24 protein-coding genes and 2 pseudogenes are annotated in these 24,937 nt (G+C 64.1%); 18 read left to right on the top strand and 8 right to left on the bottom strand.

Annotated features, from left to right (window positions below; translation table 11 throughout):
- The 10 genes from trbE (at position 1) to ACP7E3_RS25220 (ending at position 9,078) form a co-directional block, all read left to right on the top strand.
- Positions 1–2,451 carry a conjugal transfer protein TrbE gene (trbE, locus tag ACP7E3_RS25175; RefSeq protein ID WP_000933135.1) on the top strand — a complete coding sequence of 817 codons (2,451 nt, stop codon included), beginning with the start codon at positions 1–3 and terminating at the stop codon, positions 2,449–2,451.
- The gene (gene trbJ / locus ACP7E3_RS25180; protein ID WP_003092277.1) at positions 2,448–3,191 is read left to right on the top strand and encodes a P-type conjugative transfer protein TrbJ; all 744 of its coding nucleotides are present in this window, start codon (positions 2,448–2,450) and stop codon (positions 3,189–3,191) included. Before trbE ends, trbJ begins: the two co-directional genes overlap by 4 nt.
- 12 nt (positions 3,192–3,203) lie before the next feature.
- Positions 3,204–3,530: a hypothetical protein gene (locus tag ACP7E3_RS25185; protein WP_014603538.1), complete on the top strand. Its 327-nt coding sequence runs from the start codon at positions 3,204–3,206 to the stop codon at positions 3,528–3,530.
- Positions 3,527–4,894, top strand: a complete 1,368-nt coding sequence (trbL, locus tag ACP7E3_RS25190; RefSeq protein ID WP_023093366.1) for a P-type conjugative transfer protein TrbL — start codon at positions 3,527–3,529, stop codon at positions 4,892–4,894. Before ACP7E3_RS25185 ends, trbL begins: the two co-directional genes overlap by 4 nt.
- Before the next feature lie 18 nt (positions 4,895–4,912).
- Complete coding sequence (gene trbF, locus ACP7E3_RS25195; protein ID WP_001211312.1) at positions 4,913–5,617, top strand: conjugal transfer protein TrbF; 705 nt, start codon at positions 4,913–4,915, stop codon at positions 5,615–5,617.
- The gene (gene trbG / locus ACP7E3_RS25200; protein WP_000776560.1) at positions 5,614–6,606 is read left to right on the top strand and encodes a P-type conjugative transfer protein TrbG; all 993 of its coding nucleotides are present in this window, start codon (positions 5,614–5,616) and stop codon (positions 6,604–6,606) included. Before trbF ends, trbG begins: the two co-directional genes overlap by 4 nt.
- Positions 6,607–6,608: 2 nt before the next feature.
- Positions 6,609–7,889: a TrbI/VirB10 family protein gene (locus tag ACP7E3_RS25205; RefSeq protein WP_003092274.1), complete on the top strand. Its 1,281-nt coding sequence runs from the start codon at positions 6,609–6,611 to the stop codon at positions 7,887–7,889.
- Positions 7,886–8,131, top strand: a complete 246-nt coding sequence (locus ACP7E3_RS25210) for a DUF2274 domain-containing protein (RefSeq protein ID WP_000108283.1) — start codon at positions 7,886–7,888, stop codon at positions 8,129–8,131. The genes ACP7E3_RS25205 and ACP7E3_RS25210 overlap by 4 nt, the downstream gene beginning before the upstream one ends.
- A 487-nt stretch (positions 8,132–8,618) precedes the next feature.
- Positions 8,619–8,813 (top strand): hypothetical protein, encoded by a 195-nt coding sequence (locus ACP7E3_RS25215; protein ID WP_017847021.1) that lies wholly within the window; start codon positions 8,619–8,621, stop codon positions 8,811–8,813.
- A gap of 91 nt (positions 8,814–8,904) precedes the next feature.
- Positions 8,905–9,078 carry a hypothetical protein gene (locus tag ACP7E3_RS25220; RefSeq protein WP_017847020.1) on the top strand — a complete coding sequence of 58 codons (174 nt, stop codon included), beginning with the start codon at positions 8,905–8,907 and terminating at the stop codon, positions 9,076–9,078.
- 3 nt (positions 9,079–9,081) lie between these two features.
- Here the strand turns inward: ACP7E3_RS25220 and ACP7E3_RS25225 are convergent, their stop codons facing one another.
- Positions 9,082–10,149, bottom strand: a complete 1,068-nt coding sequence (locus ACP7E3_RS25225; protein ID WP_017847019.1) for an AI-2E family transporter — start codon at positions 10,147–10,149, stop codon at positions 9,082–9,084.
- 160 nt (positions 10,150–10,309) lie between these two features.
- Between ACP7E3_RS25225 and yegQ the strand changes: the two genes are divergently transcribed.
- Positions 10,310–11,632 carry a tRNA 5-hydroxyuridine modification protein YegQ gene (gene yegQ, locus ACP7E3_RS25230; protein ID WP_079443293.1) on the top strand — a complete coding sequence of 441 codons (1,323 nt, stop codon included), beginning with the start codon at positions 10,310–10,312 and terminating at the stop codon, positions 11,630–11,632.
- 6 nt (positions 11,633–11,638) lie between these two features.
- Here yegQ and ACP7E3_RS25235 read toward each other — a convergent pair whose 3' ends face one another.
- From ACP7E3_RS25235 to ACP7E3_RS25245, 3 genes and pseudogenes are all read right to left on the bottom strand, one after another.
- Positions 11,639–12,460 (bottom strand): methyl-accepting chemotaxis protein, encoded by an 822-nt coding sequence (locus ACP7E3_RS25235; RefSeq protein ID WP_370737509.1) that lies wholly within the window; start codon positions 12,458–12,460, stop codon positions 11,639–11,641.
- Between the two features lie 36 nt (positions 12,461–12,496).
- Positions 12,497–13,318: pseudogene (locus ACP7E3_RS25240) on the bottom strand (cache domain-containing protein); the annotation flags it as partial.
- Positions 13,319–13,390: 72 nt separating this feature from the next.
- The gene (locus ACP7E3_RS25245) at positions 13,391–14,710 is read right to left on the bottom strand and encodes a Na+/H+ antiporter family protein (protein ID WP_164887027.1); all 1,320 of its coding nucleotides are present in this window, start codon (positions 14,708–14,710) and stop codon (positions 13,391–13,393) included.
- Positions 14,711–16,082: 1,372 nt separating this feature from the next.
- Between ACP7E3_RS25245 and ACP7E3_RS25250 the strand changes: the two are divergent.
- Together ACP7E3_RS25250 and ACP7E3_RS25255 are read left to right on the top strand one after the other, a co-directional pair.
- Positions 16,083–16,229: pseudogene (locus ACP7E3_RS25250) on the top strand (HAMP domain-containing protein); the annotation flags it as partial.
- A 102-nt stretch (positions 16,230–16,331) separates the two neighbouring features.
- Positions 16,332–17,087, top strand: coding sequence for a methyl-accepting chemotaxis protein (locus ACP7E3_RS25255; RefSeq protein ID WP_370737510.1), 756 nt, complete (start codon positions 16,332–16,334; stop codon positions 17,085–17,087).
- A 246-nt stretch (positions 17,088–17,333) separates the two neighbouring features.
- Here ACP7E3_RS25255 and ACP7E3_RS25260 read toward each other — a convergent pair whose 3' ends face one another.
- From ACP7E3_RS25260 to ACP7E3_RS25275, 4 genes are read right to left on the bottom strand one after another with little or no spacing between them, the layout of a single operon-like run.
- Complete coding sequence (locus ACP7E3_RS25260) at positions 17,334–18,647, bottom strand: sensor histidine kinase (protein WP_232566468.1); 1,314 nt, start codon at positions 18,645–18,647, stop codon at positions 17,334–17,336.
- Entirely contained in the window at positions 18,644–19,312 is a 669-nt protein-coding gene (locus ACP7E3_RS25265) for a response regulator transcription factor (protein WP_046384042.1), read from the bottom strand. Before ACP7E3_RS25265 ends, ACP7E3_RS25260 begins: the two co-directional genes overlap by 4 nt.
- Positions 19,312–19,623 (bottom strand): PepSY domain-containing protein, encoded by a 312-nt coding sequence (locus ACP7E3_RS25270; RefSeq protein WP_017847012.1) that lies wholly within the window; start codon positions 19,621–19,623, stop codon positions 19,312–19,314. The genes ACP7E3_RS25265 and ACP7E3_RS25270 overlap by 1 nt, the downstream gene beginning before the upstream one ends.
- The gene (locus ACP7E3_RS25275) at positions 19,623–19,925 is read right to left on the bottom strand and encodes a PepSY domain-containing protein (RefSeq protein WP_057004898.1); all 303 of its coding nucleotides are present in this window, start codon (positions 19,923–19,925) and stop codon (positions 19,623–19,625) included. The genes ACP7E3_RS25270 and ACP7E3_RS25275 overlap by 1 nt, the downstream gene beginning before the upstream one ends.
- A 159-nt stretch (positions 19,926–20,084) precedes the next feature.
- Between ACP7E3_RS25275 and ACP7E3_RS25280 the strand changes: the two genes are divergently transcribed.
- From ACP7E3_RS25280 to ACP7E3_RS25300, 5 genes are all read left to right on the top strand, one after another.
- On the top strand, positions 20,085–21,164 hold the full coding sequence (locus tag ACP7E3_RS25280) for a patatin-like phospholipase family protein (protein WP_057004897.1): 1,080 nt from the start codon (positions 20,085–20,087) through the stop codon (positions 21,162–21,164).
- A 77-nt stretch (positions 21,165–21,241) separates the two neighbouring features.
- Positions 21,242–21,598: a 6-carboxytetrahydropterin synthase QueD gene (gene queD, locus ACP7E3_RS25285; RefSeq protein ID WP_017736453.1), complete on the top strand. Its 357-nt coding sequence runs from the start codon at positions 21,242–21,244 to the stop codon at positions 21,596–21,598.
- Positions 21,599–21,629: 31 nt separating this feature from the next.
- Positions 21,630–22,253, top strand: coding sequence for an NUDIX hydrolase (locus ACP7E3_RS25290; protein ID WP_017847009.1), 624 nt, complete (start codon positions 21,630–21,632; stop codon positions 22,251–22,253).
- A gap of 191 nt (positions 22,254–22,444) precedes the next feature.
- Positions 22,445–23,713, top strand: a complete 1,269-nt coding sequence (gene codB, locus ACP7E3_RS25295; protein WP_057004895.1) for a cytosine permease — start codon at positions 22,445–22,447, stop codon at positions 23,711–23,713.
- Complete coding sequence (locus ACP7E3_RS25300; RefSeq protein ID WP_372813260.1) at positions 23,710–24,915, top strand: PucR family transcriptional regulator; 1,206 nt, start codon at positions 23,710–23,712, stop codon at positions 24,913–24,915. The genes codB and ACP7E3_RS25300 overlap by 4 nt, the downstream gene beginning before the upstream one ends.
- Positions 24,916–24,937: the final 22 nt, after the last annotated feature.

Below are 24,937 nucleotides of genomic sequence, written 5' to 3' on the forward strand. Positions count from 1 at the left end.
ATGCTGAACCTTGCCGAATATCGTCAGCGCCCGGCCTTGCTTGCCGACTGGCTGCCCTGGGCCGGGCTGGTCGCGCCGGGCGTTGTGCTGAACAAAGATGGTTCGTTTCAACGCACGTTCCAGTTTCGCGGCCCCGACTTGGACAGTGCGACACAGGGCGAGCTGATTGCCACGTCGGCGCGGCAGAACAACGCGCTTCGCCGTACCGGGTCTGGCTGGGCCTTCTATATCGAGGCCGAGCGGATGCGGGCATCGAGCTATCCGCAATCCTCCTTTCCCGAACCACTGTCCTGGCTGGTGGATGAGGAGCGACGCGCGGCGTTCGAGGAGTCGGATGGCCATTTCGAGAGCGTCTATCACTTCACGTTGCAACACCTACCGCCGCAAGAGTCTCGCGCCCGTGCGGCTGGGATGCTGTACGAGAACCGGCCCACTGAGGGTGTGGACTGGCGTGGTCGGCTTGATTCCTTCGTGGCAGAGACCGATCGCGTGTTCGACCTGCTCGATGGTGTGATGCCGGAGATTGCCTGGCTGGACGATAGCCAGACGCTGACCTACCTGCATGCCACAGTCTCCACGCGGCGCTATCGCGTCGGCGTGCCCGACGTGCCGTTCCATATCGACGCACTGCTGGCCGATGCCGCGCTGGTCGGCGGCCTGGCGCCCATGCTGGGCGATCAGCACCTGCGCGTGGTGTCGGTACGAGGCTTCCCGACCTCGACCTGGCCGGGGATCTTGGACGACCTCAACCGCCTGGGCTTTGCGTATCGCTGGAGTACGCGCTTCCTGTGCCTGGACAAAGCCGAGGCGGAACGGGAATTGGGGCGCTTGCGGCGCCAATGGTTCGCCAAGCGCAAGAACGTCATCGCGCTGCTGCGCGAAACGATCTTTCAGCAGGAAAGCCCGCTGGTCGATACCGATGCCAGCAACAAGGCCGCCGACGCCGATGCCGCCTTGCAGGAGCTGGGCAGCGATCAAGTCGCCTTCGGCTACCTCACCGCCACGGTGACGGTGCTCGACGCCGACCCGGCCGTGGCCGACGAGAAGCTGCGCATGGTGGAGCGCGTCATCCAGGGCCGGGGTTTCGTGACCATCCCCGAAACCCTCAACGCAGTCGATGCCTGGCTGTCGTCCGTCCCCGGCAACGCATACGCGAACGTGCGTCAGCCCATCGTTTCGACGCTGAACCTGGCGCACATGATGCCGATGTCAGCGGTATGGGCTGGGCCGGAGAAGAACGAACACCTCGATGGCCCGCCGCTGATCGTCACCCGCACCGATGGCGCGACGCCGTTCCGGCTGGTGACGCACATCGGCGACGTGGGGCACACCCTTGTCGCCGGGCCGACCGGCATGGGCAAGTCGGTGCTGCTCGCCATATTGGCCATGCAGTTCCGGCGCTACTTCGGCTCGCGGATCTTCGCCTTCGACATGGGGCGCTCGATGCGCGCCACCATCCTCGGCCTTGGCGGTGAGCACTACGACCTCGGTGCCGATGGCGGCATCGCCTTCCAGCCACTCGCGCGAATAGCCCACGAGGGCTACCGCACCTGGGCCGCCGAATGGGTGGAGGGCCGGCTGCTGCACGAAGGCGTGACGGTCGGCCCGGACGAGAAGGCTGCCATTTGGTCGGCGCTGCGAAGCCTTGCCGGTGCGCCAGTGGAGCAGCGCACCATGACCGGCTTGTCGGTGTTATTGCAGTCCAACGCGCTGCGCCAAGCGCTCGCGCCCTATGTGTTGGGCGGCGCCCACGGCAAGCTGCTGGACGCTGACCACGACCGGCTGGGCATGGCCGACGTGCAGGGCTTTGAGATGGAAGAACTGATGCACAGCCCCGCCGCCGTGCAAGCAGTGCTGCGCTACCTGTTCGCCCGCTTCGACGAACGTTTTGACGGCGCGCCCACGCTGCTGATCCTCGATGAAGCGTGGCTGTTCCTCGATGAGCCGTCCTTCGCGGCCCGCATCCGGCAATGGCTCAAGACGCTCAGAAAAAAGAACGTCAGCGTCATCTTTGCCACGCAGTCGCTGGCCGACATCAAGGACTCGACCATCGCGCCAGCCATCATCGAAAGCTGCGCGAGCAGGATCTTCTTACCTAACCCGCAGGCCACCGAGCCGCAGATTCGCACGATCTACGAAGGCTTCGGCTTGAACAGCCGCCAGATTGAGATCGTGGCGACCGCACAGCCCAAGCGCGATTACTACTACCAGTCGCGCCTCGGCAATCGCCTGTTCGACCTCGACCTGGGGCCTGTCGCGCTCGCATTCGCGGGCGCATCCACCCCTCAAGACCAACGCGATATTGACCGCGTGCTGACGCAGGCCGGCGCTCCCGGCTTCGCCGGCGCGTGGCTGCGCCATCGCGGCCTCGGCTGGGCCGCCGACCTGCTGCCGTCCGCTCCGGCGGCAGCTTCCTTTCTCGCTTCTCAACCGCTGGAGGTTTCACCATGAAGACCAAGCCCCGTTTGCTCTCTGTCTCACTCGCTGCCGTGCTGTCGGTATCGCTGCTGGCCGTGCAGCCCGCATCCGCGCTGACGGTGTTCGACCCGTCCAACTTCGTGCAGAACACGCTGACCGCCGTGCGCACGCTGGAACAGATCAACAACCAGATCAACCAGCTTCAGAACGAGGCGCAGATGTTGATGAACCAGGCCAGGAACCTGGCAAATCTCGACTTCAACATCGTCAACCGCCTGCGCTCGACGCTCGCCACCACCGAGCGCCTGATCGCCGAGGCGCGCGGCTTGGCCTACGACGTGCAGAGCATGGATGCCACGTTCGCCCGCCTGTACCCGGAACAGTACGCCGCCACCATCAGCGGCGACCGCATGGCACAGGACGCCCGCGAACGCTGGCAGAACACCTTGAACGGCTTGCACACCGCGATGCGGATGCAGGCGCAGGTGTCGCAGAACCTCGCCCAAGACGAAAGCGCGCTGGCCGATCTCGTGAGCCAGAGCCAGTCGGCCACCGGCGCGCTGCAAGCGATGCAGGCGACGAACCAGCTCCTGGCTTTGCAGGCCAAGCAGTCGATCCAGGCGCAGCAGCTCCAGATCACGCAAGACCGGGCCGCTTCACTGGAACTGGCGCGGCAAGCGGCGGCTATGGAGCGCGCCCGCGAAGTGCGGCGGCGCTTTCTGGGCACCGGCACGCCGTACACGCCGCAGTCCGTCAACTTCTATAACAACTGACCGGAGGCGGCCATGCGATGCGCTTCCGTCCTGATGGCCGTGCTGCTGACCGCGTGCGGCCAGCAGCCGGCCGAGAACCTGGCCGACGCCCTGGCCGCAGATCCGGTGCGGCTCAAGGCGTTGCGCGGGCAATGCGCGGCCGACCGGCAGGCCGTGGGCGAGGATGCCTGCCGCGCCGCCGCTGAAGCCTTCCGGCGGCGCTTCTTCGCCGGCCATACCGGGCCGGATGAATACAACTCGCTGGCTGAACTCCCGCCGATTCCGCCGAGCTTCGATACGCCCGCAGATGAATTGCCAGAGGGCGCCGTTCCGCTCACTCCGCCCGAGGATTCGCCATGAACGACGTGACCATCATCGACCGTTTCCTCGATACGTTCTCGCGCTACATCGACTCGGGCTTCGGCTTATTGCAGGGCGAAGTGGCATTTCTCACCGCCACGCTCATCGTCATCGACATGACGATCGCTGGCCTGTATTGGGCCATGAGCCACGCCACCGGCCAGGGCGACGACGTGATCGCCAAGCTGCTGCGCAAGGTGCTCTGTGTCGGCGCGTTCGCCTACATCATCGGCAACTTCAACTGGCTGGCGAGCATCGTGTTCCGCTCGTTCGCCGGCTTGGGAATTACCGCTACCGGCTCGGCCATCACGATGGAGAACTTCCTTCAGCCGGGCCGGCTGGCGAAGACCGGCATCGACGCAGCCGCGCCGATTCTGGAACAGATCGGGGACATGGCTGGGTTCCCCGAGGTGTTCGTGAACATCGACCCTATCGTGGTTCTGTTCATCGCCTGGCTGGTGGTGATCCTCTGCTTCTTCGTGCTGGCCGTACAGCTTTTCATCACGCTGATCGAGTTCAAACTGACTACGCTCGCCGGCTTCGTCTTGATCCCGTTTGCACTCTGGAACAAGACCTCGTTCCTCGCGGAAAAGGTGCTAGGCAACGTGGTGTCGTCAGGCATCAAGGTCTTGGTGCTGGCCGTCATCGTCGGCATCGGTTCAGGCCTGTTCGCCGAGTTCCAGGTGCATCCCGACGAACCATCCATCGACCACGCGCTGGTCGTGATGCTGGCCTCGCTCGCGCTGCTGGCGCTGGGCATTTTCGGCCCCGGTATCGCCACCGGCCTGGTGTCCGGTGCGCCACAGCTTGGTGCGGGCGCGATGGCTGGTGCTGCGGTCGGGGCTGTCGGCACCGGCGTTGCCATCGGCGCCGCCGTAACGGGCGTGGGCGGCGCCGTCATGGCCGGGGCACGAATGGCCCCGGCGGCCGCAAAGCTGGCCGGTGCCGGTGCGCGTGCCGCGACTTCGGCGGCCGGCAGTGCCCGATCGGCGTTCCAGGCCGGTTCCGCTGCGGCCGGCGGCGGTGCCAAGGGCGCGGCGGCTGGCCTCGGCAATGTCGCCAAGACTGGCGCACAAGCCGCAGGCCGCAGCGTCACCTCTGGTGCTTCCGCTGTTGGGCAGAAGGTGGCCGACTCCTTCCGCGCTGGCTGGAACGGCACAGAAGCCGGCAGCGACGGTGCTGGCCCCGGCCAGACCGCAGACGGCACCGCAGGCTCGCAGAAGCAACAGCAACCGGCCTGGGCCAAGCGGATGCACCGCCGCCAGCAGGCTACCCATGCCGCGACCACTGCCGCCCACACGCTGCGCGGCGGCGACGGCGGCGGCTCCGGGCAAGGCCCGAGCCTGCGGGATTCCGATACCTAACCTTCAAGGAGAACACCCATGCGATTCAAACGACCGCAGGTGCGCTACGCCGATACGCCGCAGCCTGCCACCCCGTATCAAGCCGCCGCCCAGGTGTGGGACGACCGTATCGGCTCCGCCCGCGTGCAGGCGAAGAATTGGCGCCTGATGGCCTTCGGCTGCCTAGTGCTCGCGCTGTTGATGGCCGGCGGCCTGGTGTGGCGCTCGGCGCAGTCCATCGTGACGCCCTATGTCATCGAGGTCGATCAAGCCGGGCAGGTGCGCGCCGTGGGAGAGGCCGCCACGCCGTACCGGCCCGGCGACGCGCAGATCGCGCACCACCTGGCGCGCTTCGTGACGCTGGTTCGCTCGCTGTCCATCGACCCCATCGTGGTGCGGCAGAACTGGCTCGATGCCTACGACTACACCACCGACAAGGGCGCGGCGGTGCTCAACGACTACGCCCGCACCAATGACCCATTCGCCCGCATCGGCAAGGAATCGGTAACGGTGCAAATCACCAGCGTGGTTCGCGCGAGCGACACGTCTTTCAACGTGCGCTGGACAGAGCAGCGCTATGTCAACGGTGCGCCCGCCGGCACCGAACGCTGGAACGCCGTGCTTTCGACCGTCCTGCAAACCCCGCGTACTGAACAGCGCCTGCTCAAGAACCCATTGGGTATCTACGTCAACGGCCTGTCATGGAGCCGCGAACTGGATTCTTCCGAAGGAGCCAAACCATGAAACTTCGTTTCCGCCTTTACGTTGTTCCTTTGACGCTGCTGGCCCTCGCGGGCTGCGCCTCGCAGGGGAAGCCGCCGCCATCCATCTCGCTCGACGAGACGGTGCTGGCCCAGCCGTTGCCCGAACCGCCCAAGCCCGTCGAAGTCGTCGCCGTCCCTGAACCGCTGGCGCTGCCGGCGCAGTTGAAGCCCCTGCCGGAACTCGATGAGGCCCCCGTTGCGCCGGAGCCGGCCGACGAAAAGGTGCGCGTTTCCCGTGCCAATGCAGAAGCGCGTATCGCGCCTACCCGTGAGGGCTACGTCAACGCGATTCAGGTGTGGCCGTTCACCGATGGCGCGCTTTATCAGGTCTATGCGTCGCCGGGGCGCGTGACGGTGGTTTCGCTTCAACCGGGCGAGGAACTGGTAACGGTCGCCGCCGGCGATACCGTGCGCTGGATCGTGGGCGACACGTCCAGCGGCGGCGGGGCCGATCTGCGCGTCAATGTGCTGGTCAAGCCTATCCGCTCCGGTCTGAAAACCAATCTCGTCATCACCACCAGTCGGCGCACCTACCTGCTGGAGCTGACCTCGACCGAGAGGGCATGGATGGCGTCGGTGTCCTGGGACTATCCGAAAGACCGAATGCTCGCGTTGCAGCGCCAGGCGCAGGCAGCGCAGGCAACAACGCCTGTCGATACGGGCCTGTCGCTGGACAAGATCCGCTTCCGCTACGCGGTATCGGGCAGCAACCCGCCGTGGAAGCCTCTGCGCGCCTTCGATGATGGAGAGAAGGTCTATATCCAGTTCCCGCCGGGCATCGCCCAGGGCGAGCTGCCGCCGCTGTTTGTCATCGGCGCGCAGGGCGACGGGCAACTGGTGAACTACCGTTTTCGCTCGCCGTACTACGTCGTGGATCGCCTGTTCGGCGCGGCCGAACTGCGGCTGGGCGGCGATGGCGGCGACGTGGTGCGGATCGAGCGCACCGATGGTGTTGCACGGAGGAACTGACCATGAGCCAGGATGACACTCCCGACCTTGCCGCGCCGCAGGCGGACAAGGTGGCGCCGGAGGCAGTGGCGCTGCGCGCCCAGCCGCGTCCAGTCACACGCCTGAACCGGCGCTCGCTGGCCATCCTTGCCGGCGTCCTAGCGGTCGCCGTGCTCGGCGCGCTGATGTGGTCGCTGCAACCTCATCGACGCAGCACAGGCGAGCAGACCGAGCTTTACAACGTCGATCGCGTGTCAAAGTCGGAAGGACTGGATGCGCTGCCGACGGACTATTCCAAGCTGCCGCCGGCGTTGCTGCCAGCCGTTCCCGAACTAGGGCCACCGCTGCCGGGCGATCTTGGCCCGGCTATCGTGAAGTCGCAGCAACCGGCGACGGCTGCCTACGCGGCCCCCGGTCACGACCCGAACGATGCCCTGCGAAAAGAAGCCGAGGCGGCCGCGGCCTCGTCCGTGTTCTTCCGCTCGGGTGGGCAGAATGCGGCGCCGGTAGCGCAGACACAGGTGGCCGCTGCGCCGGGCTTCGCCGCCAATGCGGCGTTTGACCCGCTGGCGGCCGGGCCGGCCTCCACGGCGGCCCAACCTGCTGACCCGACAGCGGTGCAAAACCGGCAAGACCAGAAAGAGGCTTTCATGAAAGCTGGCCCCACTGAAACCCGTAATTCCGGCAATCTGACTCTGCCAATTTCGCCGTATCAGGTTATGGCCGGAACAGTGGTCGCAGGTGCCTTGGTGACGGGCATCAAGTCGGACTTGCCCGGCGACGTGATCGCCACGGTGACGGAGCCGGTCTATGACACAGCCACCGGGCGCTTCCTGCTGATTCCGCAGGGTTCGCGCATCCTGGGCAAATACAACAGCCAGGTCAGCTACGGGCAGAGCCGCGTTCAAGTCGTCTGGAACCGGATCATCCTGCCGGACACGTCTTCGCTCACGCTCGACAACCTGGCCGGCACCGACCCAGCCGGCTATGCCGGGCTGGAGGACGATGTGGACTACCACTGGGGCCGCATCTTTGCCGGTGCGGCACTCACCACGCTGCTGGGCGTCGGTGCCGAGCTGGCCGCGCCGGAGAACCGGCAGGATGGTGATCGCGTCATCATCGCTGGGCGCGACAGCGCGCAGGACAGCATCAATCAGGTCGGCCAGGAGATGACCCGGCGCAACCTCAACATCCAGCCGACCTTAACGCAACGGCCGGGCCTGCCGGTTCGCATCATCGTCAACCGGGATCTGGTGCTGCGGCCGTACCAGCCGCTGTTCTTCAACCGGGGGACTTCACGATGAGCACGACCAAGAAGCTGCGGCTCGGCCCGCTGCCGAAGACCGAGAGCACCAAGCTGACTTTCGTTTGCCCGACCAGCTTGAAAGTCGACCTCGACCGCTACGCCGCGCTACACGCGCAGGCGTATGGCGAGGCCGTTGATGCGGCGACGCTGATCCCGCATATGCTGGAAGCGTTCATGGCGGGGGATCGAGGATTCAGGAAGGGCACGGCGACCCGCAGCACACCACCGAAGCCGCCATGATTGCACCGCATGCTATTCAACGGCATCCATCGAACGCGCAGCCCAGGCTGCGCGTTCTTCATTCTGGATGCCGCCGAGCCTGTTGGGCTATGATGATGCGACAGGCCCGCCGTTCCTCGGCAATCCAGCACTACACAGTGCGATGCGGCTTTCTCTCCCAACGCTCCTATGTCGCTCCTAGCCGACAACGCCGCTCTTCTTCTAAGCGGCCCCGAAAGGAGCTAACCTACTGTCCCATATACGGTTTCAAGTCCTTCTTGATTTGCGCGAAAGAATTGACACCGGCACTTTTTTGCATGGCGTTTTATCGCACCTCGCGCGGATTGATCGTACCAAGGTCGTTATAAGGACAATGGCCGAGTCGTAATCCCACATCATCGAAGCCGAAAGTCTACTTGCCCGACCGGGTCTCGCGCTGTCATGTTTGTGTCACGACTCACTTTCACTATCCCACCTCTGAACCCGATAACAACAAGGACGGCTGACCATGCCCACGCAAAATCCACACCACGTAGCCGGACTCTGTACGTCCAGCAAGGTCTACAGCGCACTGACCGAACTCAAGCACCTGGAAGGCCACCGCAGCGCAAAATTCCTCGCACTGCTGACCGAAAGCCTGGTGCGCAAAGGCCTGCTCAATGAGCAAGAAGTGGTACACATGCTCGATCAAGTGGTGGAGTGACGCCTGGCGTTGATGTCGACTATCAAGCCGGGTGATTTTTCCTCGACGCTGGCACCCCGTAAGGTGACCCTCATAGCGATTGGAGGTCCATATGCCCACTATTCAGATCATGTCCGTCATCGGCAGCGCCGTTCCTGCCCCCCTGCGCAAGCTGGGTGTACTCGCCTGCTGGTACCTGATGCACGATGGCGAACCCGTCAGCGGCCCGCTCACGTCGTTATCGGCTGCCGAGCAACAAGCGGCAACCTTCAGGCTGCGCGCCTGAGGCCTAGGGCAACGGCAACTTGAGCCGCGGCTTGCTTTCGACAAACAACGCCCAGCTGGACATGAACAACGCCGCCACCAGCGGCCCGATCACAAAGCCGTTGAGGCCGAACACCGACAGGCCGCCCAGGGTCGAGATCAGAATCAGGTAGTCCGGCATCTTGGTGTCCTTGCCCACCAGGATCGGGCGCAGCACGTTATCCACCAGGCCGATGACGAACACACCAAACAGGCTCAGCACCACGCCTTGCCAGATCGCCCCACTCAGCAGGAAGTAGGCCGCCACCGGCCCCCACACGATCCCCGCGCCCACCGCCGGCAGCAGCGACAAAAACGCCATCAGCACCGCCCAGAGCAACGCGCTGGGAATGTCCAGAAACCAGAAGATCAAACCGCCCAACGCGCCTTGGGTCACGGCAACCAACACGTTGCCCTTGACCGTGGCGCGCACCACGCGGTTGAACTTGAGTTGCAGGCGGCGCTTTTGCGGCTCGGCCAGCGGCACCGCCGTGCGGACTTTTCGCACCAGCTCCGGGCCGTCACGCAGCAGGAAAAACAGCAGATACAGCATGATGAAAAAACTCACCAGGAAATCGAACGTGCCCTGGCCAAAGCTGAACGCCTGACTGGCGAAGAACTGGCTGCCCTGCATCGCACTCTTGACGATTTTCTCGCGCAGGCTTTCCAGGTTGCCCATGCCGAAGCGGTCCAGAAGGTGCTGAAAATAAGGTGGCAGGAAGTTCTTGAACTGTTCGATATACCCGGCCACGTCCAGCTTGCCGCTTTCGACATTTTTGTACAGCGTGGCCCCCTCCTGCACCAGCAAGGCGCTGGTGATGATCACCGGCAGAATCGCAATCACCAGGCACACCGTCAGGGTGGCCAGGGAGGTCAGGTTGCGGTTCCAGCCTGATTTCACCTGCAGGCGCCGCTGCATCGGGGCAAAGATGATGCCCAGGATGACCGCCCAGAACACCGCGCCGTAAAACGGCAGCAATATCCAGATAAAGGCAACGGTCACCAGGGCCAGCAGTAACAGCAGAGTCTTGAATTGCAGATTGGTTTGATTCATGTCCGATCCAGGTCAAAAAGCCGGGCGCGCGCTTGCGTCCACGTGCTTAGTCCGTCGCAAATCCCGGGAGTGCCTTTTTTGTTGCAGCAAGCGTAGACCTGGATCAATAAATCCCTATACGCGTTCGGCTACGCTCGCGGCCTTTTGGGCCCCACTCCCCATGTCTCTCGTCCTTGCACCCGAACTGCTCGCCCCCGCCGGCACCCTGAAAAACATGCGCTACGCCTTCGCCTACGGCGCCGATGCGGTATACGCCGGCCAGCCGCGCTACAGCCTGCGCGTGCGCAACAACGAATTCGACCACGCCAACCTGGCCCTGGGCATCGAGGAAGCCCATGCACTGGGCAAGCGTTTCTACGTGGTGGTCAACATCGCGCCGCACAACGCCAAGCTGAAGACCTTCCTCAAGGACCTGGCCCCGGTGATCGCCATGGGCCCGGATGCGTTGATCATGTCCGACCCCGGGCTGATCATGCTGGTGCGTCGCCACTTCCCGATGATGCCCATCCACTTGTCGGTGCAGGCCAATACCGTGAACTGGGCCAGTGTGGAATTCTGGCAACAGCAGGGCATCTGCCGGGTGATCCTGTCGCGGGAATTGTCCTTGGAAGAGATCGGCGAAATCCGCGAGCAAGTGCCGGCCATGGAGCTGGAAGTGTTTGTCCATGGCGCGTTGTGCATGGCCTATTCCGGGCGCTGCCTGCTCTCCGGCTATATGAACAAGCGCGACGCCAACCAAGGCACCTGCACCAACGCCTGCCGCTGGAAATACCAGGCCACGCCGGCGGTGGAAAACGTCACCGGCGATATCGTCCAGGAATATCAGCCGGAGCCCACACTGGGCATTGGCGCGCCGACCGATCAGGTGTTCCTGTTGCAGGAGGCCAACCGCCCGGATGAACAGATGCCCGCCTTCGAAGACGAGCACGGCACCTACATCATGAACGCCAAGGACCTGCGCGCGGTGCAGCATGTGGAGCGCCTGACCCGCATGGGCGTGCATTCGTTGAAGATCGAAGGCCGCACCAAGTCCCACTTCTACTGCGCGCGCACCACCCAGGTGTATCGCCAGGCCATCGATGACGCCGTGGCCGGTCGCGAATTTGACCGCAACCTGATGACCAACCTGGAGTCACTGGCCCAACGCGGCTACACCGAAGGTTTCCTGCGTCGCCATGTACACGACGAGTACCAGAACTACCAGAACGGAAGTTCGGTGTCGGAACGTCAGCAGTTCGTCGGCGAATTGACCGGCGAGCGCCGGGGCGAGCTGGCGGAGGTCAAGGTGAAGAACCGCTTTGCAGTGGGCAATCACCTGGAACTGATGACCCCCGCCGGCAACTTTCACTTCGACCTGGCCACCCTGCACAACGCCAAGGGCGAAGCCATCGAGGTGGCGCCGGGGGATGGGCACACGGTGTATGTGCCCTTGCCGGCGCAGATGGATCTGCGTTTCGGCCTGTTGATGCGCGACGTCGAGTAACCCCCCTCAGATCCTGAACTGGGCCACCAGTTGGCCCAAGCGCTGGCCGAGGTCGGCCAGGCTGCGCGACGTCTGGGCGCCCAACTGGGTTTCATCGGCCACGCTGTCGACCGCCACGGCAATCTGATGCACGCTGCGGTTGATCTCTTCGGCCACGGCGGTCTGTTCTTCGGCGGCGCTGGCAATTTGCGCGTTCATCGAGTTGATGGTGCCGATCAACTGCGCCATGGTGTCCAGCGACGCCCCGGCTTCGTTGGCTTGGGCCGAGGTGCCGTCCCCGGCATCGCTGGAGCGGCGCATGGCCTCCACGGCGGCGACGGTGCCTTTTTGCAGGCGATCGATCATGCCCTGGATCTCCTGGGTGCTGGTCTGGGTACGACTGGCCAGGGCACGCACTTCGTCGGCGACCACGGCAAAGCCGCGACCGGCCTCCCCCGCCCGCGCCGCTTCGATCGCGGCGTTAAGGGCCAACAGGTTGGTCTGCTCGGCAATCGAGCGGATCACGCCGAGCACGCTGACAATCGACGACACGTCCTGCTGCAAGCTGTCGAGGGACACGCCGCTGCTGCGGATATCGTTCACCAGCGCATGGATCTGCGCGATGCTGCCGTCCACCACGCGCTTGGCGGCCTGGCCCTCGGCGTCGGTCTGTTGCGCAGCCACGGAAGCGCCTTGGGCACTGCGCGCCACTTCCTGGGCGGCGGAAGACATTTGATTGATCGCGGTGGCCACCTGGTCGGTCTCGTGACGCTGACGCTCCATGGCCTGCTCCGAACGCTGCGCCTGGTCGGACACCTGGCCCACCAGCCCGGTGAGTTGCGCGGTCATTTCGGTGATCTGGCGCACCAAACCGTGGATCTTTTCGACAAACCGGTTGAAGGCCCCGGCCAGATCGCCCAGTTCGTCCTGGCTGGTGATAGCCAGGCGCCGCGTCAGGTCGCCCTCACCGGCAGCGATATCGTCGAGGTTGGCTTTCATCAGGTGCAGCGGACGCAGGATGGTATTGGCCAGGACCATGCCCGCCGCCGCAATCACCAGCAGCACCAGCACGGCCACACCGAAGATACTCAGCAATACGCCCTCCATGCGCTTCTTGACCTTGGCCTCGACCACCGCCACCTGGGCATCGATGCCATCCAGGTTGACCGAGGTGCCGAATACCATGTCCCACTTGGGCAGGTATTCGGTGTAGCCGAGCTTGGGCACCAGTTCGGTCTGGCCGGGCTGGGTCGAGCTGTATTGCAGGTAGTGGGTGCCGTCCTTGCCGACCTTGACCAGGTCGCGGTTGACGTAGACGCCATTCGGGTCGCGGTTGTCCTTGAAGCTCTTGCCCACGCCGTCCGGGCTGTTGCCCTTGAACAGGCGGATGGTTTCGGAGTCGTAGCCGAAGAAGTAGCCATCCTTGCCGTAGCTAGTATTGGACAGCAGCTTGACCACCTCGGCACGCGCCGCCGTATCGCCCGGGGCGGCGGCGTCGTAGAGCGGCTTGATGGTGGTCATGGCCACTTCCACATAACTCTGCAGAGTGGCCTTGGCGGCGTCGAGCAAGTGCTGGCGGGTCTCATCCACCTCGTTGCGCGCTTGCCCCTTGAGGATCCACACCGTGGTCAGGCTGATCACCAACGCAAACAACAGCACCGGCACGATGGCCAGGCACAGGACTTTGACCTTCAGGCTCAGACGCATGGCTTTTCTCTCTTATTAGTGGCGGCTTAAGAGGTTAACGGCCAGTTGCGCAGATTCTGTAGGACGACCCCGTCAGAGCGTCATCGCCGCCACCCAGCCGAACACCAGCAGCGGGATGTTGTAATGCAGGAACGTCGGCACCACGGTGTCCCAGATATGGTGGTGCTGGCCGTCGATATTCAGGCCGGAGGTCGGGCCCAGGGTCGAGTCCGACGCTGGCGAACCGGCATCGCCCAAGGCGCCGGCCGTGCCGACGATGCACACAATGGCCAGCGGGCTGAAGCCCAGTTGCACACACAGCGGCACGAAAATCGCGGCCAGGATCGGCACCGTGGAAAACGACGAACCGATGCCCATGGTCACCAGCAGCCCCACCAGTAACATCAGCAACGCCCCGATCCCACGGCTATGGCCGATGAACGCCGCCGACGTTTCCACCAGCGAGCGCACATCACCGGTGGCCTTGAGCACTTCGGCGAAGCCTGAAGCGGCAATCATGATGAAGCCGATCATCGCCATCATCTTCATGCCTTCGGTGAACAGGTCGTCGGTCTCGCGCCAGCGCACAATGCCCGATACCGAGAAAATCAAAAACCCGGCCAGGGCGCCGATGATCATCGAGTCCAACCACAACTGAATGATGAACGCCGAGGCGATCGCCAGGCCGGCCACCAGCAGGGTCAGTGGGTTGTATTGCACCGCGACCTGTTCGACCCGCTCGATTTTCTCCAGGTCGTACACGCGCTTTTTACGGTAGCTGACAAACACCGCCACCAGCAGGCCGACCACCATGCCCAGCGCCGGCAGGCCCATGGCGTGGGTCACGTTGACCTGGCTGATGTCCACGCCGCTCTTGGCCACGTTGGCCAGCAGGATCTGGTTGAGAAAGATGTTGCCGAAGCCCACCGGCAGGAACATGTAGGGCGTGATCAAACCGAAGGTCATCACGCAGGCGATCAGGCGACGGTCCAGTTGCAGTTTGGTCAGCACGTACAGCAACGGCGGCACCAGCAGCGGGATAAACGCGATATGAATCGGCAGGATGTTTTGCGAGGCGATCGCCACCACCCACAGCAGGCCGATCAGTAGCCATTTGACATGGCTGCCGCCGCTGGCTTCCTGGCGATCGACCAGCAGCAACGCCTTGTCCGCCAGGGCATGGGCCAGGCCGGACTTGGCAATCGCCACCGCGAAAGCGCCGAGCAATGCGTAGGACAAAGCCACTGTCGCGCCACCACCCAGCCCACCGTTGAAGGCCTGGAGCGTGGCGTCGATGCCCAGGCCACCGGTCAGCCCGCCCACCAGGGCGCCGACGATGATGGCGATGACCACATGCACGCGGGACAAGCTGAGCACCAGCATGGTGCCGACCGCGGCGATGACTGCGTTAATCATGGTTACCTCAAGCAAAAAACAAAATACAGGCATGCCCGCACCGGCATGACTGCCGGTGTGCAGGCTGGAAGGAGGTCTTATTAGAGGGCGCGCACTTTGCAGCAGGCGCGGTCGCATGTCAAAAAACGACGTCGCTTTCAAATTTAAATTGAACGTTTGAATAAAGAAAAAAATACAGCCGCCGATATAAAGGCTCTCTATGTTTTCAGGTAAAGGATGCTCCGCGATGTCCCTCAGACAGCTGTCCATTCAATGGAAAATCACCCTGCTCGCCGGCCTCTGCCTGCTGGGGATCGTGACCCTGCTGGTGGGTCTGTCGCTGTACCGCATGGAACAGAGTTCGCAGCAGGTCAAAGCCTCCAGCATGCACATGCTCGACGAAGCGGCCCAGGCGCGTATCGAAGCCCAGGGCGAAGCGCAGGCGCTGGGCATCCGCCAGCAGTTCATGGATGCCTATCAATACGGTCACGGGTTTTCCCGCCAGGTGCTGTTCCTGCGCGAACAGGCAGAAAAGCGCTTCCTTGACGCCTTCGACACCCGTGAAGACTTGACCCGCCAGGTCAAGGCCGCCTTGCAGGCCAACCCCGACCTGCTCGGCTTGTCCCTGGTGTTCGAAGCCAATGCCCTGGACGGCAAGGATGAGCTGTTCGTCAACCAGCCAGAGCTGGGCAGCAACGACAAAGGCCGATTCGCCCTCTACTGGTCACAGCCGACGCCCGGCAAACTCACCGCCATGTCGCTGCCCGAAAGCGACATGTCCGACACCAGCGTCGGCCCGAGTGGAGAAAAGGCCAACGCCTGGTTCACCTGCCCGCGCACCACCCTCAAACCGTGTGTGATCGAACCGTACTTCTATGTCATCGACGGCCAAAACGTACTGATGACCAGCCTCGTGTTCCCGCTGATAGTGAATGGCAAAGTCATCGCCTCGCTGTCGGTGGACATCAACCTCAACAGCCTGCAGGCGGTGAGCCAGCAGGCGAGCCACACGCTGTATGACGGCCAGACCCAGATCAGCATTCTCAGCGCCACCGGCTTGCTGGCCGGCTACAGCCCGGATGCGAGCAAGCTCAGCCAGCGCCTGGACCAGGTCGACACCGCCAGCGGCGCGCAATTGCTCAGCGCCCTGGCCGGCAGTACGCGGATCAGCAGCCTGCGTGCCGACCATCGACTCAAGGTCCTGGCGCCGTTCACGCCGATCCCCGGCGGCAAGCCGTGGGGCGTGTTGCTGGATGTGCCGGAAAAAGTCCTGGTGGGCCCGGCCGAAGCGCTCAAGGCGCAACTGGACGCCGACAACGCCCGCGGCACCCTGCTCGAGTTGAGCCTGGGCCTGCTCGCCGCCGTGATCGGCCTGGGACTGGTGTGGCTGATGGCGCGCAGCGTGACCCGGCCGATCCTGAGCGTGGCGCACATGCTCGAAGACATCGCCAGCGGCGAAGGCGACCTGACCCGCCGCCTGGACTACGCCAAACAGGACGAGCTGGGGCAACTGGCCGGCTGGTTCAACCGCTTCCTCGACAAACTGCAGCCGATCATCGCCGAGGTCAAACGCTCGGTGCAGGACGCCCGCGGCACCGCCGACCAATCCGCCGCGATCGCCAGCGAAACCAGCGCCGGCATGGAGCAGCAATACCGCCAGGTCGACCAGGTGGCCACCGCCTCCCATGAAATGAGCGCCACCGCCCAGGACGTCGCCCGCAGTGCGGCCCAGGCCGCCCAAGCCGCGCGCGATGCCGACCAGGCCACCCGTGACGGCCTGCAGGTGATCGACCGCACCACCACCAACATCGGCCATCTGGCGGCGGACATGAGCACCGCCATGGCCCAGGTTGAAGGCCTCGCGACCAACAGTGCGCAGATCGGCTCGGTGCTCGAAGTGATTCGCGGCATCGCCGAGCAGACCAACCTGCTGGCCCTCAACGCCGCCATCGAAGCGGCCCGGGCCGGTGAGGCCGGCCGTGGGTTTGCCGTGGTCGCCGACGAAGTGCGCAACCTGGCGCGTCGTACCCAGGAGTCGGTGGAAGAAACCCGCCTGGTGATCGAGCAACTGCAAAGCGGCACCACCGATGTGGTCGGCGCCATGGGCAACAGCTATCGCCAGGCCCAGAGCAGCGTCGAACAAGTCGGCGAGGCGGTCACCGCCCTGCGCCAGATCGGCGCCGCGGTCACAGTGATCAGCGACATGAACCTGCAAATCGCCAGCGCCGCCGAAGAGCAAAGCGCAGTGGCCGAGGAGATCAACAGCAACGTGGCGACAATCCGCGATGTCACCGAGTCGCTGTCGGAACAGGCCAACGAATCGGCGCGCGTCAGCCAGGCGTTGAACCACCTGGCCAATCAACAACAGGGGTTGATGGATCATTTCCAGGTGTGAGTGACCGACACCAACTCTGAAGGAAATCCAATGTGGGAGGGGGCTTGCCCCCGATTGCAGTGGGTCAGTCAAAGGCTACATCGACTGATTCACCGCTATCGGGGGCAAGCCCCCTCCCACACTTTTGATCGGCTGGTCATCGCCAGGCCATGATTAATACATGTAAACGATGTCTCCGGTTTCAAACGTAAAGGATGTCTCCGGTCTGCACCGGGGGTAAGCCCCTCCCCCCATTTTTGATCGACCTCAGCGTTTGGGCAGTTCGATCAGCACCTTGAGCCCGCCCAGTTGGCTTTCCTGCAACTGCAACACCCCGCCCCACACCTCGACGATATCGCGCACGATTCCCAGGCCCAGGCCATGGCCGTCGGTCTGCTCGTCCAGGCGCGTACCACGGCTGAACACCCGGTCGTGTTGGGCTTCGGGAATGCCGGGGCCGTCGTCTTCCACTGCCAGCAGGTAACTGTGCGGCGTCTCGCCGATGCTCAGGCACACCTGCGCATCCGCCCATTTGCAGGCGTTGTCCAGCAGGTTGCCGAGCAGCTCCAGCAGGTCTTCGCGGTCCCAGGGCAATTGCAGGCCAGGGACGGCGTGGTGGCTCAAGTCCAGGTGGTCGCCGTGGACCATGTTCAGGGTCGCCAGCAGGCCCGGCAGTTCGTTCGCGCAATCAAACAAGGCGCCCGGCAGGGTGTCGCCGGCCAGGCGTGCGCGGTTGAGTTCGCGGTCGAGGCGCTGTTGCACCTGTTCAAGCTGTTCGCGCAGCAGCGTGCGCAAGCGCGGCTGATCCTTGAGCGCTTCGCTCGACGCCGCGCTCAACAGCACCGACAGCGGGGTTTTCAGCGCGTGGCCGAGGTTGCCCAGGGCATTGCGTGAACGCTTGAGGCTGTCTTCAGTGTGGGCCAGCAGGTGGTTGATCTGCGCTACCAGCGGTTCCAGCTCCTGCGGCACCTGGGTGTCGAGTTGCGAGCGCTGGCCCTGTTGCAGCTGGGCGATCTGGTTGCGCGCAACTTCCAGCGGGCGCAAGGCACGACGGACCGTGACCCGTTGCAGGATCAACACCAGCAACAGGGCCGCCACCCCCAGCACCAGGCCGATCTGACGCATCAGCCGAAAGCTTTCGCGCACGGGCGTGTAGTCCTGGGCCACGCTGATGGAAATCAATTGGCCGAAGCGCTTGTAGTCCGAGCGCAGTACCAACAGTTGCTGGCCTTCCGGCCCCAGCTGCAGATTGCCCTTGAGCCCGGCCGCGGGCAGGCGTGGTAGCTCCTGGTCCCACAACGAGCGGGAGCGCCAGTGGATGTCGGCGAAATCGATACGGAAATAATGCCCCGAGAACGGCCGCTGATAGGCCGGCGCCAGGCGTTGCTCGTCGAGTTGCACGCCATTCGGCCCGCGCACCAGCGCCACCAGCAGGTTCTCGCTGTCGTTGCGCAGGCCGGCCTCCAGATAGCGCTGCAAACCGGCTTCGAACAACCACAGGCTGGTTTGCGCCAGCACCACGCCGACCACCACCATCACACTGATCAGCCCCAGGCTCAGGTGCCGCTGGATCGACTTCATGCAGGACTGGCGCCGAACCGGTAACCCTGGCCGCGCCGGGTTTCGATCACGCTGCGGCCCAATTTGCGGCGCAGGTGGTTGACGTGGACTTCGAGCACATTCGAATCGCGCTCGGTCTCACCGTCATACAAATGCTCGGCCAGATGGCTTTTCGACAGGATCTGTTGCGGGTGCAACATGAAATAGCGCAGCAAGCGAAACTCGGCGGCGGTCAGCTGGATTTCGTCGCCGTCGCGCAGCACGCATTGGCGCCCTTCATCCAGGTGCAGGCCGGCCGCTTGCAAGGTCGGCTGGTTGGCCTGGCCATGGGAACGGCGCAACAGCGCCTGGACACGCAGGTGCAGTTCTTCGGGGTGAAACGGTTTGCTCAGGTAATCGTCGGCGCCGGCCTTGAGCCCTTCGATGCGCTCGGCCCAGGAATCGCGCGCGGTGAGGATCAGCACCGGGGTGGCCAGCGCGGCCGCGCGCCATTGCGCCAACACCTCGAGCCCGGGCAAGCCGGGCAGGCCGAGGTCGAGGATGATCAAGTCATAGGGTTCGCTGCGGCCCTGGTACGCGGCATCGCGCCCATCGGCCAGCCAATCGACGGCATAGCCCTGGCGCTGCAGGCCGGCCAGCAGTTCATCGGCCAGCGGTACGTTGTCTTCCACCAACAGCAGGCGCATCAGTCTTCCTCGTCTTTGATCAGCGCACCGCTGGTGGCGTCGAGTTTGATCTCGCGCACCACACCGTCGGTCGTCACCAGTTCCACTTCATAGGCATATTGCTCGTCCTTTTTCTCAAGCTCGGCCTCCAGCAGCCGCGAGCCGGGGTGGCGCGCCATGGCCTGCTGCAACAGTTGCTCGAGCGGCAGGATCACCCCCTGCTGGCGCAGTGCCAAGGCTTCGTCCTGGTTGAGGTCGCGGGCTGACAGGCTTGAGCAAAACGCCAGGAGCACCAGCCCCGCCCAGCCAGCGGCGCGTCGATATACCTTCATTACGTATCCTGATGATTCTTGAGCACATGCCCGGTGAGCGCGTCCAATTCAACCTCCCATTCGATGCCGTCGACATCCTCCAGTTCGACCTCGTAGAGGTACTTGCCGTAGACCTCGTCCAGGTCGGTGTCCAGCAGGGTCGAACCGGGATGCAAGGCCAGGGCCGTGGCGTCCAGCTGATCGAAGGCGACAATAGTAACAGTGCCGGGCCCGCGGAGTGACTTGTCGGGGTCGGCTGCCAGGGCCTGTGCCGCCAAAGAGGCCGCGCACCCGGCGGCGACCAGCATTGTGAGACGCTTCATGCTGAGTCTCCGTTTCACGATATTTGTCCTACACCCGCCAGCGTATCCGCGGCAACTTAACTGAAACTGAATTGCCACCATGGCAATTCGCGTCACCCGCGTTTTCCTTCACCCGACGAGATTTTCTATACTGCCCCGCTCGCTTCAACAGAGACCGGTATGACAGCCATCCACATCAAGTTTCCCGCCCTGACCCTCAAGGCCGGCAAACGCGCCTTTGCGCGCATTCGCGAGCAAGGCCTCAAGCCTGCCGATGTCGGTATCCTTCCCGGTGCGGCAGGCGGGCCCAAGGCCTTGGGCATCCAGGGCCTGGACCTGGCGCTGTTCGGCGAGTGGCTGCCCCGCGCGCCACGCGAACGTGCGCTGATCGGTGCCTCCATCGGTTCCTGGCGGTTTGCCAGCGCCTGCCTGCCCGACCCGGTGCAAGGCCTGCTCGACCTCGGCCGCCTGTACAACGAACAACGCTTCGCCAAAGGCGTGACCATGGCCGAGGTCAGCCAGAGCTGCCGGCGCATGCTCGATGACCTGCTGGCCGGGCGCGATGCGCGGGTGCTGGACAACCCCGGCTATCGGCTGAACATCATGGTGGTCAAGAGCCACGGCCTGCTCGCCGATGACCACCGCGGGCGGCTGGGCCTGGGCCTGTCGTCGGTGATTGCCGACAACCTGCGCGGCCGCGCGCGGCTGGCGCGGCATTTCGAGCGGCTGATCATCCATGACCCGCGCCAGGCGCCGCCAGTGCATGCGCTGCGGGATTTTCCGTCGCGCTTCCTCGACCTGAACCTGGGCAACCTGCGCCAGGCGCTGCTGGCGTCCGGCTCGATTCCCCTGGTGATGCAAGGCGTGCGCGACCTGCCTGGCGCCGGTGCCGGCACCTACCGCGACGGCGGCCTGCTGGATTACCACCTCGACCTGCCCTACCACGGCGATGACATCGTGCTGTACCCGCACTTCACCGACCGCGTCATCCCCGGCTGGTTCGACAAGGGCCTGCCGTGGCGACGCAGCAATCAACAAGGCTTGCAGGACGTGTTGCTGCTGGCGCCGTCGAAGGACTACCTGGCCCGCCTGCCCCACGGCAAACTGCCGGACCGCAGCGACTTCAAGCGCTTTCTGGGCGATGACGCGACTCGCAACAAATACTGGCAAACCGCAATGAGCGAGAGCCGGCGCCTGGGCGATGAGTTTCTGCACCTGGCCGACCAGGGTGGCCTGGGCGAGCGCTTGCAGGCGCTTTGACCCAGCGGTATGCGCGAGGCGCGATGTAGCTGTTAAACTCGCCGCCTGCCAGAAACCTGACCGAGCTGAAAAATACTGTGGAAATCTTCAAGGAATTTACATTCGAATCCGCCCACCGCCTGCCCCACGTGCCAGACGGCCACAAATGCGGGCGCCTGCATGGGCATTCGTTCAAGGTGGCGATCCACCTGAGCGGCGACCTGGACCCCCATACCGGCTGGATTCGCGACTTCTCGGAGATCAAGGCGATTTTCAAGCCGCTCTATGAACGCCTCGACCACAACTACCTGAACGACATCCCCGGCCTGGAAAACCCCACCAGCGAAGTACTGGCCAAGTGGATTTGGACCGAATTGAAACCCCTGCTGCCCGAACTCAGCGCGATTCGCATCCATGAAACCTGCACCAGCGGCTGCATCTATCGCGGCGAGTAACCCTCACGTCAACGCCCTGCGGGAGCACCCCATGGAAAACACCTGGCTGGCCCAGGCCAAACGCTTGCAGGCATTGGCTTCCACGGGGCTGCACTTTTGCACCGACGACTTCGAACGCGAGCGCCTGGAAGAAATTGCCGAGATCGCCCACAGCATGCTCGCGCAATTGGGCAATGTGCCGCTGGAGCGCATCAGCGGGCTCGTCCCGGATTTCGCCCAGCGCTATTCGACGCCAATGATCGATGTCCGCGGCGCGGTGATCGACGGCGAGCGCATTCTGCTGGTACGCGAGGCGACCGATGGTTGCTGGGCGCTGCCGGGGGGCTATGCCGATATCGGTCTGTCGGCCGCAGAAAACATCGTCAAGGAGATCCGCGAGGAAGCCGGGCTGACCGTGACGGCGCGGGCGCTCTACAGCGTCACGCACAAGGCCAAGGGCTTGTATCGCCCGGATGTGCGGGACTTCTACAAGCTGTATTTCCTGTGTGAACGGGTCGACCAACTGGCGCCGACGGCCGGGTTCGAAACCACCGAGGTGGGCTTTTTCGCCCTCGATGACCTGCCGCCGCTGTCCCGTGGGCGCACCATCGAAAGCGATCTCGAGGCGGCCTTTGCGTTTCATCGCGGCGAAACCACGCTGACGCTGTTCGACTGATCCAATTTGTATCACCGCTGCACCGCTTTCGTGCCCGATTGGGCACCGCGACCACTCCCGCCCGCGTTCCGCGCCTGTCTGGCGATAAATCCTGTGCATACTGCACAACACCCACCGTGCGCCCGTCACTGCTGCTCAATTGGCACGCGCGGTGCAATAGGCCTGCGTCACTCATTCAGGGAGCAAGGCACATGACGCAGCAAGAACCGGGCAACGATTACCCCCTCAGCGAAGTCCCGATGCACGCACGCAAGGGCCTGGCGTCCACCGCCATGGTGCTGCTGGGCTTCACCTTTTTCACCGCGACCATGTTTGCCGGCGGCAAGCTGGGCGTGGCGTTCAGTTTCGTCGACATGCTCGGCGTCGTGGCCTTGGGTAACCTGCTGTTGGGCATTTATGCCGCAGGCTTGGGTTACATCGCGTTCAAGAGCGGCCTGAACTCGGTGCTGATGGGGCGCTTCTGTTTTGGCGAAGTCGGCAGCAAGCTCAGTGATTTGATCCTCGGTTTCACCCAGATCGGCTGGTACGCCTGGGGCACCGCCACCGCCGCCGTGGTGCTGGGCAAATATTTCGAGCTGAGCCAGGGCAACGTGCTGGTGCTGATGGTGCTGTTTGGCCTGCTGTTCTGCGCCACGGCCTACGTGGGCTATCGCGGGTTGGAGATTCTGTCCTACATCGCGGTGCCGGCCATGGGCATTCTGTTGTGCCTGTCGATGTGGGTCGCCACGGTGAAAGTCGGCGGGCTGCAAGGCTTGCTGGCGGTGGTGCCGACGTCGGAACTGGACTTGTCGACGGCGATCACCCTGGTGTTCGGCACCTTTGTCAGCGGCGCGACCCAGGCCACCAACTGGACGCGCTTTTCGCGCTCGGCCAAGGTCGCGGTGCTCGCCAGCCTGATCGGTTTCTTTGTCGGCAATGGCTTGATGGTGCTGATCGGGGCTTATGGCGCCATCGTCTATCAACAGCCCGACGTGGTGGAGGTGTTGCTGCTGCAAGGCTTTGCCACGGCCGCGATGGCGATGTTGCTGCTCAATATCTGGAGCACGCAGGACAACACCATCTACAACTTCGCCGTGGCCGGTTGCAACCTGCTGCGCACCCGCCGCCGCAAGACGGTGACCCTGGCAGGTGCGGTGATCGGCACGCTGCTGGCGCTGCTCGGCATGTACGACATGCTGGTGCCGTACCTGATCCTGCTGGGCACGGTGATTCCACCGATTGGCGGGGTGATCATGGCGGACTTTTTCTATCGCTACCGCGGCCGCTATCCGCGCCTGGCCGATGCGCGCCTGCCGGCGTTCAACTGGCCGGGGCTGACCGCCTACGCCGTGGGCACCGTACTGGCGTTCAATTCGCCCTGGGTGGCGCCGTTGGTGGGGATCGTGGCCGCGTCGCTGACCTACATGCTACTCAGCGCCGTACTGCGCGTGCGGGCACCGTTGGCTGACGCACAGGCATGAGCCTGACCATTGCCGATGTGCTCGCCCTGCCGGGGCTGGAGTCTCTGTGTCTGCGCGCCGGGGCGGCGGGCCTGGAGAATGCCGTGCGCTGGCCGTATGTCGCAGAGAACAGCGGCATCGCCGAGTGGGTGCTGGGGGGCGAACTGGTGTTCGTCACCGGTATCAATCACCCACGGGACGAAGCGAATTTGCTGCAACTGCTGGAGGAAGCCTGCCTGCGTCAGGTGGCCGGGTTGGTGATTCTCACCGGGCCGGCCTATATCCAGGCGATTCCCCAGCGCTTGCTGGACGCCGCCGAAGCCGCCGACATGCCGCTGATCGAACAGCCTTACTCACTGAAAATGGTGCTGGTGACCCAGGCGATCGGTTCGGCGTTGATCCAGTCGGAGCAATTGGGCCGCTCGCGGCACGATGTGCTGGAGCGGTTGCTGGCCGGTGACTATCAATCGTTGGATCTGCTGCTGCACCGCGCCGCCCAGTTGGGCATGCCCCTGGCCGGCCATTGGCAAATCGTGCAGTTGCAGTTGGAGGGCAGCGACGCGTTATTTGCCCAGGGTGAGGCCGCGCAGATGGAAGCGCAGTTGGCGCGGCAACACGACAGCATTACCCGGCGCTTGCGGCAGTTGTCGGCCGCGGTGCCGGTACTCGGGCGCGCCGGCCAATGGACGTTGCTGCTGCCGGCCGCCGATGCCGTCGCGGCGCTGGCTAACCGGGAGCAACTGGCCAATTGGTTGAAGCCGCTGAACCTGCGTCTGGCGCCGCTGAAACTGTTCATCGGCCTGAGCGCCGCCGCCCACCCGCCGGCGCGCCTGGCCCAGGCGCAGGATGAAGCGCGCCAGGCGTTGGCCGCTGCGCGGCGCTTCAGCGAACGCGCCGGGCTCTGCGTGTATGACGAACTCGGCGTATTGAAGCTGCTCAGCGGCGTGCGCGATCGTGCGCTGCTCGACCAGTTTCTCAATGACCGCCTGGGCCCGTTGCTGCGCCACGACCTGCACCATGGCCCAAGCCTGCTGCCGACCCTCGAAGCCTGGTTCCACGAGAATGGTAACCTGGTGGCCGCCGCGCAGCGCCTGGCCGTCCACCGCAATACCCTGACGCACCGCGTCCAGCGCATCGAAGCCCTGTGCGGGCTGAGGCTGGATAATTCGTATGACCGCCTGGACATCGGCATCGCGCTGATGATCTGGCGGCTGTCTGCCTGATTGTTTTTAGCCAAGAGGAACT

Origin of the sequence: Pseudomonas sp. PSPC2-3 (assembly GCF_049898265.1) — a bacterium.
GTDB classification, from domain to species: Bacteria; Pseudomonadota; Gammaproteobacteria; order Pseudomonadales; family Pseudomonadaceae; genus Aquipseudomonas; species Aquipseudomonas veronii.

Coding starts and splice junctions, on each gene's coding strand:
- trbE (WP_000933135.1), top strand. CDS start 1: ATGCTGAACCTTGCCGAATATCGTCAGCGCCCGGCCTTGCTTGCCGAC.
- trbJ (WP_003092277.1), top strand. CDS start 2,448: ATGAAGACCAAGCCCCGTTTGCTCTCTGTCTCACTCGCTGCCGTGCTG.
- ACP7E3_RS25185 (WP_014603538.1), top strand. CDS start 3,204: ATGCGATGCGCTTCCGTCCTGATGGCCGTGCTGCTGACCGCGTGCGGC.
- trbL (WP_023093366.1), top strand. CDS start 3,527: ATGAACGACGTGACCATCATCGACCGTTTCCTCGATACGTTCTCGCGC.
- trbF (WP_001211312.1), top strand. CDS start 4,913: ATGCGATTCAAACGACCGCAGGTGCGCTACGCCGATACGCCGCAGCCT.
- trbG (WP_000776560.1), top strand. CDS start 5,614: ATGAAACTTCGTTTCCGCCTTTACGTTGTTCCTTTGACGCTGCTGGCC.
- ACP7E3_RS25205 (WP_003092274.1), top strand. CDS start 6,609: ATGAGCCAGGATGACACTCCCGACCTTGCCGCGCCGCAGGCGGACAAG.
- ACP7E3_RS25210 (WP_000108283.1), top strand. CDS start 7,886: ATGAGCACGACCAAGAAGCTGCGGCTCGGCCCGCTGCCGAAGACCGAG.
- ACP7E3_RS25215 (WP_017847021.1), top strand. CDS start 8,619: ATGCCCACGCAAAATCCACACCACGTAGCCGGACTCTGTACGTCCAGC.
- ACP7E3_RS25220 (WP_017847020.1), top strand. CDS start 8,905: ATGCCCACTATTCAGATCATGTCCGTCATCGGCAGCGCCGTTCCTGCC.
- ACP7E3_RS25225 (WP_017847019.1), bottom strand. CDS start 10,149: ATGAATCAAACCAATCTGCAATTCAAGACTCTGCTGTTACTGCTGGCC.
- yegQ (WP_079443293.1), top strand. CDS start 10,310: ATGTCTCTCGTCCTTGCACCCGAACTGCTCGCCCCCGCCGGCACCCTG.
- ACP7E3_RS25235 (WP_370737509.1), bottom strand. CDS start 12,460: ATGACCGCGCAACTCACCGGGCTGGTGGGCCAGGTGTCCGACCAGGCG.
- ACP7E3_RS25255 (WP_370737510.1), top strand. CDS start 16,332: ATGGAGCAGCAATACCGCCAGGTCGACCAGGTGGCCACCGCCTCCCAT.
- ACP7E3_RS25260 (WP_232566468.1), bottom strand. CDS start 18,647: ATGAAGTCGATCCAGCGGCACCTGAGCCTGGGGCTGATCAGTGTGATG.
- ACP7E3_RS25265 (WP_046384042.1), bottom strand. CDS start 19,312: ATGCGCCTGCTGTTGGTGGAAGACAACGTACCGCTGGCCGATGAACTG.
- ACP7E3_RS25270 (WP_017847012.1), bottom strand. CDS start 19,623: ATGAAGGTATATCGACGCGCCGCTGGCTGGGCGGGGCTGGTGCTCCTG.
- ACP7E3_RS25275 (WP_057004898.1), bottom strand. CDS start 19,925: ATGAAGCGTCTCACAATGCTGGTCGCCGCCGGGTGCGCGGCCTCTTTG.
- ACP7E3_RS25280 (WP_057004897.1), top strand. CDS start 20,085: ATGACAGCCATCCACATCAAGTTTCCCGCCCTGACCCTCAAGGCCGGC.
- ACP7E3_RS25290 (WP_017847009.1), top strand. CDS start 21,630: ATGGAAAACACCTGGCTGGCCCAGGCCAAACGCTTGCAGGCATTGGCT.
- codB (WP_057004895.1), top strand. CDS start 22,445: ATGACGCAGCAAGAACCGGGCAACGATTACCCCCTCAGCGAAGTCCCG.
- ACP7E3_RS25300 (WP_372813260.1), top strand. CDS start 23,710: ATGAGCCTGACCATTGCCGATGTGCTCGCCCTGCCGGGGCTGGAGTCT.